The sequence below is a fragment of the Hyphomicrobiales bacterium genome, assembly GCA_039973685.1.
Classification (GTDB): domain Bacteria; phylum Pseudomonadota; class Alphaproteobacteria; order Rhizobiales; family JACESI01; genus JACESI01.
The window spans coordinates 40,751-56,297 of record JBDWKL010000016.1 but is presented as its reverse complement, the minus strand read 5'-3'; the positions used below and the strand labels follow the sequence as shown (position 1 = coordinate 56,297).

16 protein-coding genes and 1 tRNA gene are annotated in these 15,547 nt (G+C 49.0%); 8 read left to right on the top strand and 9 right to left on the bottom strand.

The features are described 5' to 3' along the window. Window positions 1-5 precede the first annotated feature (5 nt). Both ABJO30_04240 and ABJO30_04235 read left to right on the top strand, forming a co-directional pair. Window positions 6-593 carry an SCO family protein gene (locus ABJO30_04240; protein ID MEP3232015.1) on the top strand — a complete coding sequence of 196 codons (588 nt, stop codon included), beginning with the start codon at window positions 6-8 and terminating at the stop codon, window positions 591-593. 18 nt (window positions 594-611) lie between these two features. Then, on the top strand, window positions 612-764 hold the full coding sequence (locus tag ABJO30_04235) for a hypothetical protein (protein MEP3232014.1): 153 nt from the start codon (window positions 612-614) through the stop codon (window positions 762-764). 26 nt (window positions 765-790) lie between these two features. On the opposite strand, the gene ABJO30_04230 is transcribed toward ABJO30_04235, so the two are convergent. The 8 genes from ABJO30_04230 to ABJO30_04195 all read right to left on the bottom strand — a co-directional run bounded on the left by ABJO30_04230 (window position 791) and on the right by ABJO30_04195 (window position 9,154). Then, entirely contained in the window at window positions 791-2,173 is a 1,383-nt protein-coding gene (locus ABJO30_04230; GenBank protein ID MEP3232013.1) for a sigma-54 dependent transcriptional regulator, read from the bottom strand. A 12-nt stretch (window positions 2,174-2,185) separates the two neighbouring features. Then, window positions 2,186-2,560, bottom strand: a complete 375-nt coding sequence (gene fliN, locus ABJO30_04225; GenBank protein ID MEP3232012.1) for a flagellar motor switch protein FliN — start codon at window positions 2,558-2,560, stop codon at window positions 2,186-2,188. Then, window positions 2,553-3,236, bottom strand: a complete 684-nt coding sequence (locus ABJO30_04220; GenBank protein MEP3232011.1) for a FliH/SctL family protein — start codon at window positions 3,234-3,236, stop codon at window positions 2,553-2,555. The genes fliN and ABJO30_04220 overlap by 8 nt, the downstream gene beginning before the upstream one ends. Beyond that, a complete protein-coding gene (gene fliG, locus ABJO30_04215; GenBank protein MEP3232010.1) occupies window positions 3,236-4,279 on the bottom strand; it encodes a flagellar motor switch protein FliG in 1,044 nt (347 codons plus the stop codon). The genes ABJO30_04220 and fliG overlap by 1 nt, the downstream gene beginning before the upstream one ends. Then, entirely contained in the window at window positions 4,279-5,916 is a 1,638-nt protein-coding gene (gene fliF / locus ABJO30_04210) for a flagellar basal-body MS-ring/collar protein FliF (protein ID MEP3232009.1), read from the bottom strand. Before fliF ends, fliG begins: the two co-directional genes overlap by 1 nt. 268 nt (window positions 5,917-6,184) lie before the next feature. Next, a complete protein-coding gene (locus ABJO30_04205) occupies window positions 6,185-6,457 on the bottom strand; it encodes a DUF1153 domain-containing protein (protein MEP3232008.1) in 273 nt (90 codons plus the stop codon). 162 nt (window positions 6,458-6,619) lie between these two features. Beyond that, on the bottom strand, window positions 6,620-7,327 hold the full coding sequence (locus ABJO30_04200; GenBank protein MEP3232007.1) for a flagellar hook capping FlgD N-terminal domain-containing protein: 708 nt from the start codon (window positions 7,325-7,327) through the stop codon (window positions 6,620-6,622). Window positions 7,328-7,330: 3 nt separating this feature from the next. Continuing rightward, window positions 7,331-9,154: a flagellar hook-length control protein FliK gene (locus tag ABJO30_04195; GenBank protein MEP3232006.1), complete on the bottom strand. Its 1,824-nt coding sequence runs from the start codon at window positions 9,152-9,154 to the stop codon at window positions 7,331-7,333. Window positions 9,155-9,421: 267 nt separating this feature from the next. On the opposite strand from ABJO30_04195, the gene mnmA reads away from it, so the two are divergent. From mnmA to ABJO30_04165, 6 genes are all read left to right on the top strand, one after another. Beyond that, a complete protein-coding gene (gene mnmA, locus ABJO30_04190) occupies window positions 9,422-10,615 on the top strand; it encodes a tRNA 2-thiouridine(34) synthase MnmA (protein ID MEP3232005.1) in 1,194 nt (397 codons plus the stop codon). A 10-nt stretch (window positions 10,616-10,625) separates the two neighbouring features. Continuing rightward, window positions 10,626-11,516 carry an ROK family protein gene (locus tag ABJO30_04185; protein ID MEP3232004.1) on the top strand — a complete coding sequence of 297 codons (891 nt, stop codon included), beginning with the start codon at window positions 10,626-10,628 and terminating at the stop codon, window positions 11,514-11,516. An 85-nt stretch (window positions 11,517-11,601) separates the two neighbouring features. After that, a tRNA-Met gene (locus ABJO30_04180) sits at window positions 11,602-11,678 on the top strand. Between the two features lie 57 nt (window positions 11,679-11,735). Next, window positions 11,736-12,167 (top strand): hypothetical protein, encoded by a 432-nt coding sequence (locus ABJO30_04175; protein ID MEP3232003.1) that lies wholly within the window; start codon window positions 11,736-11,738, stop codon window positions 12,165-12,167. A gap of 82 nt (window positions 12,168-12,249) precedes the next feature. Then, window positions 12,250-12,450, top strand: coding sequence for an AlpA family phage regulatory protein (locus tag ABJO30_04170; protein ID MEP3232002.1), 201 nt, complete (start codon window positions 12,250-12,252; stop codon window positions 12,448-12,450). Window positions 12,451-12,462: 12 nt separating this feature from the next. Further along, a complete protein-coding gene (locus ABJO30_04165) occupies window positions 12,463-14,556 on the top strand; it encodes a bifunctional DNA primase/polymerase (GenBank protein MEP3232001.1) in 2,094 nt (697 codons plus the stop codon). Between the two features lie 47 nt (window positions 14,557-14,603). On the opposite strand, the gene ABJO30_04160 is transcribed toward ABJO30_04165, so the two are convergent. Then, entirely contained in the window at window positions 14,604-15,440 is an 837-nt protein-coding gene (locus tag ABJO30_04160) for a hypothetical protein (GenBank protein MEP3232000.1), read from the bottom strand. Between the last annotated feature and the right edge of the window lie 107 nt (window positions 15,441-15,547).

The following is a 15,547-nucleotide window of genomic DNA, read 5'->3' as shown; positions in this document are numbered from 1 at the left end:
GGGGAATGGTTGCAGTCGCGGGTGGTGCCTTTGGCGGATATTACTACGTCAATGGTTTCAGTGGGAGCGGATCACTGAATAAAACAGTATCGAAAGTAACGGGGACCGCAACTGTTGGCGGCCCGTTTGAGTTGGTAAGCCATGAAGGCAAAAAGATAACAGAGGCTGCCTTAAAAGGCTCTCCAAGCATCGTATTCTTTGGTTTCACTCATTGTCCTGAAATCTGCCCAACTACCTTGTCAGACATTAATGGCTGGCTTGAGGAATTGGGGGACGAGGGCAAATCGATCAAAAGCTATTTTGTCACTGTAGACCCTGAGCGCGATAATCCTGAAGTGATGAAAGACTATGTCACATCGTTTTCTGAGCGTATTGTCGGACTTACTGGCGCGCCAGATAAGGTGTCGCAGGTTTTGAAAAGCTATCGCATCTATTCAAACAAAGTGCGTCTTGGCGATGGTGATTATACGATGGACCACACAGCATCCGTCATTCTGCTTGATAGCAAAGGTGATTTCGTTTCAACCGTCTCTTATGGCGAGTTAACTGAAACTGCCGTTAAGAAGCTCCGCCTGCTGGTAAAACGCGGCTAATTCTGCTATATTTTACGCATGTCCTATGCAGCCCAAAACACATTTGTCGCCCTTGTGATCGGTGGAATATTCACCGGCCTAGGTGCAGCCACAATGGCGTGGGCGCATGAAGGCACCGCCATCTGGATAGAACTGCGGATTGCAGATTTTGCCAATTGCTTCATCTATTGAGCATTGGGGCTTGAACGCTAAGGTGGTTACCCTGCCATCGCGCTTCTAATTTCACCAGGCTGTGGAATATCAATCCCGTTATCCATATAGAGCCGCAATTTGTTGCGTAGGGTTCGAATGGAGATGCCAAGAATATTGGCTGCATGGGTTCGGTTCCCTAGACAATGGTCCAAAGTATCCAAAATCAAATCACGTTCCACATCAGCAAGCGGAGTACCCACAAGCGTGCGGGTCACGGCTTCTGCGGTCATTGCTGCTTGGCGGGCAACTGGATCGCTAGGTATACCGATCATACCGTCTGAGAATTCCGACCCATCTGGCATGATGATCGCTTCAGGACCGATTGCCTCACCGGTTGCAATGAGGACCGCGCGGTGGATTGCGTTTTCCAGTTCGCGCACATTGCCAGGCCATGAATTGCCTTGAACAAGCCGTTCGGCCTCAGGGCTCAAAGCGCGTTCAGGCATGCCATTGGCTTTTGCGTATTTAATGGCAAAGTGCTTTGACAATGCGATGATGTCATCTGGGCGCTGTCTTAGCGCTGGTAGGGATAGGTTCACCACATTCAAGCGATAGAGCAAGTCTTCGCGGAAGGTACCTTCCTTGACGGCGTCCTTCAAATTGCGGTTTGAAGTTGCAAGAATGCGAATGTTCACTGAAACAGGTTTTGTACCGCCAACACGGTCAATCACACGTTCTTGGATAGCACGCAGAAGTTTTGCTTGTAGGCGCACATCCATTTCGCTGATTTCATCAAGCAGCAGCGTGCCGCCGTCAGCTTCTTCAAACTTACCGATACGACGTTGCACCGCCCCCGTAAACGCGCCTTTTTCATGGCCGAATAATTCGGATTCCAAGAGGTGTTCAGGGATTGCCGCACAATTGACGGAGATGAATGGTTTGCCCGCACGATTAGATTTGGAATGGACGAATTTCGCGACCACTTCCTTGCCTGTACCGCTTTCACCTGTGATGAGCACTGAAGCATCAGAAGGGGCGATTTGTTCAGCAAGTTTTACAACATGGCCCATGGCGGGATCACGGAAAACGAATTCTAATGATTCTTTCGCAACCGCTTGGATAACGGCAGCAATTAATTCAGCGTCTGGTGGCAGCGGGATGTATTCTTTTGCGCCAGCGCGGATAGCATCAACAGCAGCGGTCGCATTTGTTTCCACACCGCAGGCAACGATGGGTACATGAATGCGTTCAAAGTCGAGTTGGCTGACAAGCTGACCAATATTGATTGCCACATCGACAAAGAGCAAATCAGCCCCTTTGCCTGAGCGCAGCGTCGCCATAGCGCCTGCAACATCATCCACATGCATGACTTTCGCACCGCCATCCATAGCGATTTTTGTGGCTGTAGAAAGTTGACCGTTTAAGGGCCCAATAATTAGAAGACGCATTTTTCTATCTTTCTATTCTTGTGCGATTATTTCAGTCATGGTGACGCCGAGCTGATTATCAACAAGCACAACTTCACCACGCGCAATTAGCCGATTATTCACGAAAATATCGATGCTCTCGCCGACTTTACGATCGAGCTCCAAGATGGAGCCACGGTCGAGTTTCATTAGATCTGATACTTTCATGCGGGAGCGACCAAGAACGGCCGATACTTTGACCGGCACATCAAAGACGGATTCCAGATCGGCTGGATTTTTTTCTTCAATGATCCCGTCATCTGTTTCTTTTGCTGGCTGAGCATGTTCATCCAGCGCGAGTGGCGCTCCGTTCCCGTCATCCATAGCAGGTGAATCCGTCATTGGTGGTGTTTCAGTCTCATCACTCATGGCTCAATTGCTCCGATTGACTTGCTACTTTTGTGTTTGAGGCGTTTGCCTCATCCAAGGCAGCAAAGTAGCGTTGAAAGGATGTTTCAATTTCAGTTTCGACGGTGTCGAGATTTCGGATGATGCCACCATCAGCCCACTCGATACGACAATCGCCGGGGGCAAAGTCAGGTTCCCCAAGCACGACGAAGCGGCCATCAAAACCAGATTCGCGGGCAAATTTGCCAACCGTCTCAGTAATTGCTGCCGCATCTTTTTCGTGAAGACGCACAACAAGATGTGGCGTGCTTCTAAGGGGGCCCAGACATTCGCTAATCAAGGCCTCGATATTGTCCAATGGGAACCGCGTGAGGGCTTCACCAGCCAGCTTTTTGCCGATCGAAAGAGCTAAAGTAGCACTATCGCGTTCCAGCTTTGAGCGGTCACCGTCAATGGCGGCAAGAATGCCAGCAGCAGCATCTGCGACCCGTTTTGCTTCATTGGCAAGGCGTGCTTCTTCGCCAGCTTTGCCCTCTTCAATACCAATAAGACGACCACGTTCTTCCGCCTCTTTTAAGGCAAGCTCATGATCTGGCAGCAAAACCGTTGGGATTGGTTTTTCCGATTTGGGCGCTGCAAAATTGACGTCAAAAGAGAACGGGGCAGCATCTCCAAGCTTTTGAATATCTGCACTCATCAATAGATCATCTCTTCTTCACTTTCGCCCTTCTGGACAACAATTTCACCAGCATCTGCCAAGGCTTTTGCGGTCATAACAAGTCTGTTTTGAGCTTCATCCACTTCGCTGAGGCGCATGGGTCCAAGTGACTCCATGTCATCTTTCAGCATTTTTGCAGCCCGTTGTGACATGTTGGAGAAGAAGAACTCGCGCAATGTTTCGCTCGCCCCTTTCAAAGAGATTGCAAGATCCGCTTTTTCCACGTCCCGCAGCAATGTTTGAACAGACCCAGCATCAAGTTTGCCAAGATCATCAAAGGTAAACATCAGCTGTTTAATGCGATCAGCAGATTCGCGTTTTTCTTCTTCAAGGGCAGTAAGGAAGCGGGCTTCCGTTTGGCGGTCAAAATTATTGAATATACCAGCCATCATCTCGTGCGGATCGCGCTTGCTGCTGCGAGAGAGGTTTGTCATGAATTCTTGGCGAAGTGTGTTTTCAATTTGCTCAAGAATTTCTGTTTGAACCGATTCCATCGTGAGCATTCGTCCGACAACTTCGAGAGCGAATTCTTCAGGCAAAACGCCCAATACTTCGGCAGCATGCTCGTTTGCAATGTGCGAGAGAATCACAGCGACGGTTTGCGGGTATTCGTTCTTCAGGTAGCTGGCGAGCACATTTGCTTGCACATTAGAGAGCTTCTCCCACATGTTGCTGCCGGCAGGCCCGCGGATTTCTTGCATAATATTGGCAACACGGTCTGCTGGGAGAAATGATTTTAGCAATTGTTCCGTGCTGGAAATAGTGCCGGACATCGCGCCATCACTTGCCAATCTTGAAACGAAATCAACCAACACATCTTCAAAGGCTAGGGGCGGAATGCCTCCAAGTTGGGCCATTGCTGTGGATATGGTTTTAATCTCATCATCATCCAGACGAGTCCAAATTTCTTTGCCGTTTTCTTCACCCAAAGCAAGCATAAGGGCTGCCGCTTTTTGCGCGCCATTGAGGTCACCAGTAAGGACATTTCGGTTTTTAATAGTGATGGAATTTTCACTAGTCATTATGCCGCTTCTCTAATCAAGTTGCGCACAACGCCTGCAGCGGCATCAGGATTTGTGTTGACCATCTCACCGATCTGGCTGACGACTTCAGATCGCACAGCACCTTGTTTCATTGCTTCAGCGATTTGTTGAGAAGCTGGATTGTTTGGGTCTAGCCCCATGGAAGCTGTATTATTGCCGGAGATTGCACCTTGAGTTGCCGCAGTACCATTAACAATTTGTTCTGACACAAGCGACTCTGGCACTGTATTATCAAGCACCCGGCGCAAGAGTGGGCGGACAACAAGAAGCAGCACAAAGAGGGTAAGAATGGCCATTACTGCCAATTCTGCTATGCGAAAATAATCGTATTTAGTGAATTCGAATGCCTCTGCCTCTTCAACCAAATCAGGGTTTTCAACTGGCTTTTCAGCAAATTCAAGATTGACCACCTCGACAAGGTCGCCTCGTCCCTCGTTGAAACCAACAGCTGAACGAACCAAAGTTGCAAGACGAGCAAGCTCTTCATCACTACGGGGGGCATAGGTGTAGGTGCCGTCTTCATTCTTGGTGTAGGTACCATCAACAAGCACGGCGACAGACAGGCGTTTAACCGCGCCTGCTTCTTTCACTTGTGTGGTGGTGGTGCGTGAGATTTCGTAATTTACAACTTCTTCGGTATTAGCCGTGGCTTCAGTCTCATCAGGTGTATTGGCATCAGCGGTTGCGGTTGGAAGTTCGTTCCCAACGCTTACACCAGCATTGGGTCTGCGTTCTTGGCTTTCGCTTTCTTGGCTGCGGCTTTGCGTTGAGCGCACCACTTGGCTTTCAGGGTCATAAACATCAGATGTTTGTGTGACGCGGTTCATTTCAAGTTCGGCTGAAACTTGAACACGAGCGCGGCCTGGACCAACCACACCGCTTAGAAGATCTGTAATTTGATTGCGGAGTTGGTCTTGAACTTGAGTTGCTCGACCTTGAGCATTTTGCATAGCAAGCCCTGCGCCCGCCGGTCCGTTGCCAGAGGCGAGCAATGTGCCTGTTTCATCGACGATGGAAACTTTGGTCGGTGAAAGCCCATCAATGGCAGACGCAACAAGATGTTGGATTGCGCGGATTTGGCTTTGATCCAACACACCGCGAACTTTTAAAGCGATCGAGGCAGTTGGTGGCTTTTGCTCGCGCTGAAAAAGTTGGCGTTCTGGGATGACCAAATGAACACGCGCACCACGAATACGATTGATTGAGGTGATTGTGCGGGCCAATTCGCCCTCAAGTGCGCGGACGTGATTGATGTTTTGAACAAATGACGTGGTGCCAAGCGTGTCGGTCCTGTCGAAAATTTCGTAACCCACATTGCCGCCAAGTGGCAGACCCTCTGAGGCAAGCGCCATGCGTGTTCTTAGAATTTTATCCTGATCGATGGAAATTGAGCCGCCATTGTTGCTCAATTCGTAGGCAACGCCTTGGGATTCTAAGAATTCGACAATGCCAGTTGAATCATCAAAGGAGAGATCTGTGTAAAGCGGCGCCATTGGAGGCTTAGAAACGCGAATTGTAATGAACCCAAAAAACCCGATTAGTAAAGCTGCCACTACAGCCATTGCTGCAATGCGTGCCGGTCCGATTTTTTGAACAGTTGATAAAACGCTATCCACTAGGTGCCACCTTCAAACAATACATAGTTGAGGTTAGTTACGAACTGCCCTTGTTCAAGTCGCCTCAACAACTAGGCAATAATTTCCCAGTTCATGGTAAACAAGGCGTTAACACTTTGACGAATTTGCGAAAATTTGTTTCAGCCATTTTGAAAATGCAGGGGTGGAAAGCCTCCAAAACCTAGGGAAAACATAGGAAAATAAACAAAAAAGCGGCTGGAAAACCAACCGCTTTTCTAATTCAATAAACTAATAAATAAATTTCAGTCTATCTGTATTCCTGAACTCTTGTCGCTCGAAGACCTGCTAGGCCATGTTGATCGATTGACTGTTGCCAGGAAAGAAACTCTTCAACTGTCAACGTATAACGCTGACAAGCTTCTTCAAGGCTTAAAAGCCCACCCCTTACCGCTGCAACGACTTCAGCCTTTCGGCGGATAACCCAGCGGCGGGTTGATGTTGGTGGCAGATCGGCAACCGTTAACGGGCTTCCATCTGGACCAATCACATATTTAACGCGCGGACGCACATACTCGGTCATACTTACTCTCACACAAAACTTAATTGACCTGATGAAAGCAATGTAGCGCAGGGGGTTTAAGAATTACCTAAATGTGGCGCAACAAATTGGTAAGAAATGCAGAATTTTTTCATAAATGGCAGAAATCTGCGGTTTTGAAGCAAAAAAAACTTCAAAAAAATATCAAAGTGTGGCGGAAACAGCGGTCACAGCGGTTAGTGGGATGGTTGCTTCACCGATCCGAAGGCTTGGCGTTCCCCCGCTAAAATCAACACCATCGACCACGCCATTGATGTTTGTGGAGATGCTTGAAAAATTACCAGCCGAGTTCTCACCTGTGACAGTAATGCTAAAGGTGCCGCCGTCAGGCAGCTGATCGCCACTGCTTGTCACGCCGTCCCAGACAAATTGGTTACTTCCCGCTTCCAAGGCCTGAGTGCCCTCGAAAACGATTTCCCCTGTAGAAGAGCGCACAGTAATGTTCGCCTCAGGCACAAATTCGTTGGTTGTTAGGTTAAACGTCGCTTCGCCATTGTTCAAAGTCGTTGCAGCGCCCTCAGCAGAAACGGTTTGGCCGATATAGCTTACAATGCTTGCTGCATTCTGGCTTTCAATGGATGACAAGATTGTTTCTAGGTTGTCATTTGATTGGATTGATTGCTCGAGTTCTGAGAACTGCACCAATTGTTGAGTAAAGGCATCCGTATCTGTTGGAGATGTTGGATCCTGATTTTGAATTTGAGCGACCAGCAATTGTAGAAACGTGTCAAAGTTTTCAACCAGCTGGCTTTCACTTTCAGACGCATTGGTATCGGTGTTGACCGTGCCTGTTGTTGGCAACGCTACTGTCGATGTCGAGGGAAAGATGGAATTCGAAGTTACATCAGTCATTTTTTATACTCTTATGTTCAGTTGGCCGGGTTGATATCTGGCATAGATGGTTTGCACCTGATCTATGGGGATATCGGCGGTTAGGTCGTCAACGAGAAGACCGTCATTGTCTAAGTGTTGGTTGTTGTCATCAGCGTCCAAAGCTGGGTCGCCGTTTTGCGCGTTCTCGCCTTGGCCGTTAAAATCATTATTAAAGGCTTGATTGTTACCACCTTGATCGGCGCCATTATCTTTCAGCGACAAATCAATGCCATCTGAACTTAGCTTCACACCAGATTGTTGGAGGGTGCGTTCAAGGGCGCGAATGTCGCGTTGGAACAGATCCAATGTTTCAGATCGCTCAACCCGAATTTGTGTGCTCACCGTGCCATCGTCGTTATTAATGACGCGCACATCAACGCGGCCTAATTCGGATGGGTTCAATCTGACGTTGAACGAATCTTGTCCGGCGGCAAAGTTACGCGAAATCTGAGCGGTGAAGGCAGGCAGGGTGTCATTTGCAAAGGCAGTATTGGTAAATTGTGCGACTGGCTGCGCTGCCTGTTGAATAGGCTGTTGCTGTAAAGGTTGCTGAAGCTGGGTATTCGCTAATTGCCCTTGATTTGGCAGGGCAGCATCAGCTGTAGTGCCGCCTGAAAGCAACGATGCTAATTGCTGGGATGGCGTTGTGGTGGATTGATTAGAACTTGCCAGAGAGCCAAATTGCTCACCTTCGACACTCGTAGGGTTTAAGCCAGTATTTGGACCAGTATTTGGGCCAGTGTTGGGCACGCCGTTAGGTCCAATGTTGGATCCGGCGTTTGGATTAGCAATTTGCTGCGTCACATCACCTAGCTGGGTCGTTTGGAGGCTGGGCGCAGCCGAATTCTGCTGAAGGCTTGCAGGACTTAGCGTTGTATCTTGCTGAAGGTTTATAGGGTTTTGTGCAGCACCCTGCTGAAGGCTTGCAGGACTTGGCGCCGTATTCTGCTGAAGGCTTGCAGGGCTTGGCGCCGTATTCTGCTGAAGGTTTGCAGGACTTTGCGCCGTATCTTGCTGAAGGCTTGCAGGGATTTGCGCTGTATCTTGCTGAAGGTTTATAGCATTCTGCTGAAGGTTTGTAAGGCTTTGCGCAGTAGCTTGGGTGCCGGCATTGCTTGATTGTGTTGTGAGCACAGTTTCAAATGTGTCGCCGGTAACACCACCAGCAATATTATTAGCTTGTGGCAACGCGTCATTGATTTGAGTTGCGAGGTTTTGCCCATCCTGAGCGAGCTGGCCTACTTGTTGAGGTGCAGTAGCAGCCTCTAAGAGCGACCCTGTAATATTTTGCTGTGGGGTTGTAACGTCGCCTGCGATTTCACCGATTGGTAAAAAACCAGCAATGGCTGTTGAAGCAAGGAGAGGCGTACTTGTTTGCAGTGTCTCAGTTGTTGATTGCTGAAGGAACGAGAATGGATCCAATGGCACTGGAACAGTTGGTAGAGCTGTTTCGGTGACTTCTGTTGTATCTTGTTCGTCGGCGCCAGCCGCTGCTTGAGTTTCAGCCCCTGTCTCTTCATTTGTTAATTCAACATCGGCACTTTGCTCAGCATCTTCATTTAATGAGGTATTTGCAGATGGAGTTTCCCGAGGTGCCGCTTCGCGTGTTGGTGCTTGTGTATCGTCACGGCTTTCTTCAGAACGGGTATCGGAGCGGGCGTTGCTATTGTCTAGAGCCTGCGAAAACCTATTGTCTTCTGATGATCCAGCGGCGGATTGGTTGTCACGTCGCGACGGACTTGCCTCCACAACATTGCTGCGCGGATCGAAGGGAAGGGATGTACTGGTGGTGGGAAACTGCGTCACGAGTTAAGCTGATCCATGGTTATACCGTTCATTTGCACAATTAATTGCAAGGGTCATGCCAGCTTGGGTTTTATAAAAAACTCAATGATTACAACGGAATAAATATTTTTAAACGCAGGGTTTGATCATTCTAACAGGCAAAAATTGCCGTGCGGGCAAGTTTGACCCATCGTTTTGCTGCCTTAGTTTGAGCAGGCGATTGACGACTTATATTGACCGCAACCCAGTTGCGGCGTAAAACGACCAAAATTCAGGAAAACACCAATGATGAATAGCCTCGGCATTGCGAAGCGTCCGGAAGATACCCGCGTGGTTGTTGCTATGTCGGGTGGCGTCGATTCGTCTGTCGTCGCGGGTATGCTGCATGACGAGGGTTATGAGGTAATCGGTATTACCTTGCAGCTTTATGATCATGGAGCTGCCATTCAGAAAAAGGGCGCGTGTTGTGCGGGCCAAGACATCCATGACGCACGTCGTGTTGCTGAAGCCCTCAACATCCCTCATTATGTGCTTGATTATGAAAGCCGTTTTCGCGATAGCGTGATTGATGAGTTTGCCGATAGTTATCTGCGCGGTGAAACGCCTGTGCCGTGCATCTCTTGCAATCAAACCGTTAAATTCAAGGACTTGCTTGCAACGGCGAAAGAGCTGGGTGCTGATGTGTTGGCAACTGGGCATTATATTCGTTCGCGCGAATTGATTAAGGGCTCAAACAGCGGCCATTACGGGTTTTATCGTCCAGCAGATCATGGTCGCGATCAAAGTTATTTCCTCTTTGCTACCACACAAGAGCAGCTTGATTATTTGCGCTTTCCTTTAGGTGATCTTACCAAAGAAGAAACCCGCGAGCTGGCCGAGCGCTACGGCCTTGCCGTTGCCGCGAAACCGGACAGCCAAGATATTTGCTTCGTACCAGATGGCAAATATGCCGACCTCATTTTGAAGCTGCGTCCTGATGCAGCAAAACCCGGTGACATTATCCATCTTGATGGTCGCGTGTTGGGGCAGCATGAAGGCATCATCCATTACACAATCGGTCAACGCCGTGGCTTGCGTGTATCCGTTGGTGATCCGCTTTATGTTGTGAAACTCGACCGCGATAAAAACGCGGTCATCGTTGGTCCAGCCGATGCGCTGGTCACCCACACGGTAGGCTTGCGCGATGTTAACTGGTTGGGCGATGTGCCGCTTACCACTTATACAGCTGAAAAGCCGTTGCCGTTCTTTGTGAAGGTTCGCTCCACCCGTCCACCAATGGAAGCCTCCATCTATCAAGACGATGAGGGCGTAAAAGTTGTGTTGCATGACGGTGAGGCAGGTGTTTCTCCCGGTCAGGCCTGTGTCTTTTATGAAGACGAAGCCACAGACACGCGGGTGCTTGGCGGTGGCTGGATTGAGCGGGCAGAAAAATCAGCAGAAATTGAAGCGCAAATGACCACACTTCTTTCCATATCCGCATAAAGGTGGGCCCATGCTGATTGGAATAGATTGGGGTGGGACAAAAATCGAAATCATCGCCTTAGCTGATGATGGGGCCGTCTTGTTGCGCGAGAGAATTGCCACACCGCAAAACGATTATGAAGCATGCGTTGATGCAGCGGTCGGTCTTGTTCGAAGCTGCGAAACTCATTTGGGTGAAAGCGGTAGTGTCGGGGTCGGTATTCCAGGCACTATTTCACCTGCGACAGGGCTGGTTAAGAACGCCAACTCCACTTGGCTTAATGGCCAAAACTTGAAAGCCGATCTCGAAACTAAGCTTCAACGAGACGTGCGCATTCAAAATGACGCCAATTGCTTCACGGTTTCAGAAGCCGTGGATGGGGCAGGAGCGGGCAAGAGCGTAGTTTCTGGCATTATCTTAGGTACGGGCTGTGGTTCTGGCATTGCAATCAATGGAGCCCCTCTGCTTGGCGCACAGGGCATCGCCGGAGAATTTGGCCACACGCCACTTCCCTACATGACAAGCGAAGAGCAGCCGGGCAATGAATGTTGGTGCGGTAAGCGTGGGTGTCTTGAGACCTATATTTCTGGCACTGGATTTTCTCGCGACTTCCAGCTGCGAACGGGCGCTACAAATACGCAGCCAGTTTCTGAAATATTGGCGATGAACTCGGCTGAAAGCATCGCTTGTTATGCGGCATATTGCGACAGGCTAGCGCGTGGCCTCTCAACCATCGTCAATCTCATTGATCCCGATGTCATCGTATTGGGTGGTGGCATGAACAATATCGAAGCGCTTTATACGGACCTACCAAAAATCATTGGTGCTTATGTTTTCAGCGATGGTTTCACGACCCCAATTTTACGCGCCCATCACGGTGATTCCTCTGGTGTTCGCGGCGCTGCATGGCTTTGGCGTTGATTTTACTTCAATCATCTGTTGACAGCAGGCGACCTCCTTACTTATATGCGCCTCGCAGGGCTTAGTTTCTAAGCACTGTTCGGTAGGCGGGGTAGCTCAGGTGGTTAGAGCAGCGGAATCATAATCCGCGTGTCGGGGGTTCAAGTCCCTCTCCCGCTACCAATAATTTCAATAGGTTAGAAGAATTTTAGTCTGACGATCTGATCGCGTGGACACACTGTGGTCACAACGATCTATCTTTCGACCAAGTTTTTGATTAAACCTAGGCATCAAAATCTGATGGGATGTGAAGCTATGGGTGCGTTTGATGATGTTCATTTCAATGAGCAATTGAGAATCGATCCGGATAAAGCTCGGGAATTAATCATCAAGCGTTTAGCAGAACGCAATATCAATGAAGCACTTGCCGATGCGCTGATTAATGCGATTGAGCACAAATGGATTGTATTCAAAAAATCAAAATTGGGTAGGCCAAGCGAGATAACTGGCGAGTTGATGGATTTTATGCTTTCGAATGTTGATGATCATAAGATCAATGTGGCGGCAGATGCAAGAGAACGCTTCAATGTGTCTCGGGCTACAGCATTGGCTGCGTTGGCTGCTGCCCGTGAATATCAGCGATCAAATTCGGAAGAGTCCAGAAATGGTTGATAGTTTCTGGACCGTGTTTCTTTTGTAATAGACGAAAAAATGTGAATATTAGGAAGCCTCATAACTCAAAATAGAGGCTTAAATGATCAATACATTCCTTTCTACGCCCCAAGTTTTAAAACTTACCAGCCTGTCGCGAACTACCATTTGGCGACATGTACGCGAGGGTGCTTTTCCTGCACCTAAGACGATCAGTTCAGGGCGGATAGTTTGGCTGGAAACCGACATAGCCGCTTGGCAAGACAAATTAATCAATAACCACCTAGCGAAGAGTGCGGCATGAGTGAGCGCGTCTATGACGATAGCCGCGCAGGAGCTAGTAGATGCATTTGGTTGGTCTGTTTTTCTTCTTGTGAATCGAAAGCCACCGTTGGGTCGAGAAAAATATGGTTCGCGATGGGGGTGCTCGAATAACCTTGATGAGATCAATCGTCGTTTCAATCGAGTCAATAATTGTAATGGTGTTGGCATTGCCACAGGCGAGAGCGGCCTTTTGGTGCTCGATGTCGACACTAAAACTGCTCATGTTAATGATGGTTTTGGGCCGATTGCAGAGCTTGAGATTGTTTACGGCAGGCTAGCCGACACGGTAACATCTCGGTCACCATCTGGCGGTGTTCATCTTTATTTCAAGGGTGTCAAAGGTATTGCAAGCAGCGCCAGCAAAGTGGCGCTTGGCCTTGATATATGTGCTAGAGGAGGTTTTGTGGTTGCGCCCCCATCTAATCACGGCCAAGGCCATTACGAATGGCTCAGTTCTCCATTTGACCAAGAGATTGCTGAGGCTCCTCACTGGTTGATCTACAAGGCTATGTTCACCAAGTATGGTGAAGGGGCTTCGCTTGCTTCTGTTGGCATCCATTCTCATCGCGATTTAAGCCATCTTGATCCGAATGAATGGCGTGAGCATGTAGATGCTCTGGTGGCTCAAATACAAGAGGATAAGAGAGCAAAGAAGACTGCTGAGCGCTTTAGGCGAGGACAAGATCAGATAAGTGGTATCCACAGGGATGAGCGTGAGAATATAAATGGATTTGCTCAGTATGAACTCGAATCCATATGTGAAGGTTTGAGAGCCTTAAATACACCTACAGGTGACAGAAACACTCACCTCAATGGTGAAGCTGCGAGGGTGGGGCATCTGATTGGGCATGCCGTATCTGAGGGCGCATTGACACGAGAACATGTTTTTTCCGCGCTAATGGATGCCACTGATGGATGGGGTGCAAGGCATGATGAAAACAGACGGTCGAGCACTATCAACTCAGGCCTGAACAATGGTGAAATTTCTGTACGATCAGGGCAACAAATCCGATGGATTGAGGCGAAGCTTGACAAGATTCTAGACATTCATGTTGAGGAGGCAGGTGATGGCATACCCATCGCTAATGACGTGAAGTTTTTGCCTGTTGAAGAGGCAAGAGCAATGTTCGCGGATGGCGTCAATAAGTTTATGCATGACGCGATTAAGTGGAACCGTAAGGTTGGCTCGCTTGGATGGTTCGTGGATGATCAATACGGCCCATCGCGACTCATCGTAGCCGGTGCTGGGACAGGAAAGTCACAAGCCATCATTAACGTTATGAAGGACTATGATGGCACTCATGGTCCTTTACTACACTTCGTACCATCGCTTGGTTTATGTGATGACTTAGCGAGTCGTTATGAAGAGGCAGGGATACCTGTGGCGGTCTTGCGTGGCCGATCTGCGGTTGACCCTTCAGGGAATAGCGAAGATGATCGGATGTGCCCACGATGGCGTATGGCAGAGGTAGCAGGGCAGTCAAATGTATCTGTGACACGGATGTTGTGTGGGGATGGGGAAGAAGCCCCTCACTGTCCGTTTTTTGAAACATGCTCATACCGTAAGCAGGCACTGGGCGCTCATGTAATTGTGTTACCGCATTTTCATTTGTTGAATGAAGATCATGAATTGCTAACAGATGATATTTTTGCTGTTGTTATTGATGAAGATTTTACCTCGAACCTTGTTGTCTCACCCCAATCATCTGATTCAAAGGTGCTTTGTGCGGGTGACATCCTGACGCCTGCAAGGCCTCCTGAAAATGATGAGACATCCGAAGTATGGAAATCAGATAAAGCCGCTGAGTTACTTACTTACCAAGATAAGCTGAGGATTGCGACGGAGCGAAGTCAAGGTGGATATTTGACGCGGCAGGCATTGCTTGATGCTGGATTCGAGCCGTGGAATGGCACGATATTCTTTAATGAGGATGGCGACCAGCGTTGTGATGATTTTGAACCATTAAAGCTTGCCACCTTCGCGTTGTTGTGGGCATTTTGCGGTGTTCCCGTTGGTGATGATGAACAGCTCTACCGTGATCAGCTCGCAGAGCGCAGAAAATGGCTTAATTGGGTTGCTGTGTAGACCGAAGTGGGACACATCCTTGATGATGATGGTTTCGGTTATGTGTCTTACGTCAGACAGGAAATCTCAGCCATCTTGCCCATGGGCTGAACGAAACTCAATGTGCATACGCAAACTATTCTTGTCCAAGCCGGATAAGTCGCGCGCAAACTCGGTTCGCCTATCTTCCCTCGTGCCACCCTGCTCACTGTTCTTGAGCAGCGTAAGTGCCCGCATAGGGCTGTCTGTCTATTATTCCAAAATAGTGTATCAAGAATGTCTTGGGCAGACAGGTATGGCTCCCAAAGCCAAACGCCTCCTGCTCCGTTTTGAAAGATTAAAGCCCTGACATTGTTCAGCGCGCGTTGGCGCTCTGCTTTGTCGGGCTTGCTGTTCGGACGATATTGCATAAACGTTCGCTGGCGGGCTAACTTGCGACGCTCTTCGTCATTTATCCTGTTCTGAATGAGACCGCCGGTGCACTCCGTATCGAAGTTGTCGATCTGCGAGGGCACTGAACCGCCACTCAACTTCACGCGCGCTGTCTCAGCATTCGTCTCAAACGAGACTGGAAAAACCCATGGTTCGGGCGTCTGCATCTGCATATCAATAGATATACGTTTGATGAAGGCAAGTTCATCCGTCGCGGCGAGAAGCAGTCCATTCTCTTTGTCCCAAACGTAACCCTGCAAAATACCGACATCGGGGTCCGGGCATACCTCTGTTTGGCCATCACTCAGTTCAGCGCACCCAAACGATAGGGGTGTTTTGTCATGATATACCGACCCAACCGCCAATAGCTTTCTTGGCTTCGCTTTTGGATGCCAAGCAACTTCGACGTTGTGCTGAACGCCATCCGTCCCAAACTCGGCTCGTAGCACATCGACAGGGAACTGAATGACCACGTTTCCGAGCCTATCATACATACTCCCAAGCTCGATAGGGATGACACTGGAACCTGTTCGGACAGCGACGCAAGCGCCTCTGGCGACGCACTGAGCCGCTGTACGTG

Coding starts and splice junctions, on each gene's coding strand:
- ABJO30_04185 (MEP3232004.1), top strand. CDS start 10,626: ATGCTGATTGGAATAGATTGGGGTGGGACAAAAATCGAAATCATCGCC.
- fliN (MEP3232012.1), bottom strand. CDS start 2,560: ATGAGTGATGAGACTGAAACACCACCAATGACGGATTCACCTGCTATG.
- ABJO30_04230 (MEP3232013.1), bottom strand. CDS start 2,173: ATGCGTCTTCTAATTATTGGGCCCTTAAACGGTCAACTTTCTACAGCC.
- ABJO30_04170 (MEP3232002.1), top strand. CDS start 12,250: ATGATCAATACATTCCTTTCTACGCCCCAAGTTTTAAAACTTACCAGC.
- ABJO30_04235 (MEP3232014.1), top strand. CDS start 612: ATGTCCTATGCAGCCCAAAACACATTTGTCGCCCTTGTGATCGGTGGA.
- mnmA (MEP3232005.1), top strand. CDS start 9,422: ATGAATAGCCTCGGCATTGCGAAGCGTCCGGAAGATACCCGCGTGGTT.
- ABJO30_04165 (MEP3232001.1), top strand. CDS start 12,463: ATGACGATAGCCGCGCAGGAGCTAGTAGATGCATTTGGTTGGTCTGTT.
- ABJO30_04200 (MEP3232007.1), bottom strand. CDS start 7,327: ATGACTGATGTAACTTCGAATTCCATCTTTCCCTCGACATCGACAGTA.
- ABJO30_04205 (MEP3232008.1), bottom strand. CDS start 6,457: ATGACCGAGTATGTGCGTCCGCGCGTTAAATATGTGATTGGTCCAGAT.
- fliG (MEP3232010.1), bottom strand. CDS start 4,279: ATGACTAGTGAAAATTCCATCACTATTAAAAACCGAAATGTCCTTACT.
- ABJO30_04240 (MEP3232015.1), top strand. CDS start 6: ATGGTTGCAGTCGCGGGTGGTGCCTTTGGCGGATATTACTACGTCAAT.
- ABJO30_04220 (MEP3232011.1), bottom strand. CDS start 3,236: ATGAGTGCAGATATTCAAAAGCTTGGAGATGCTGCCCCGTTCTCTTTT.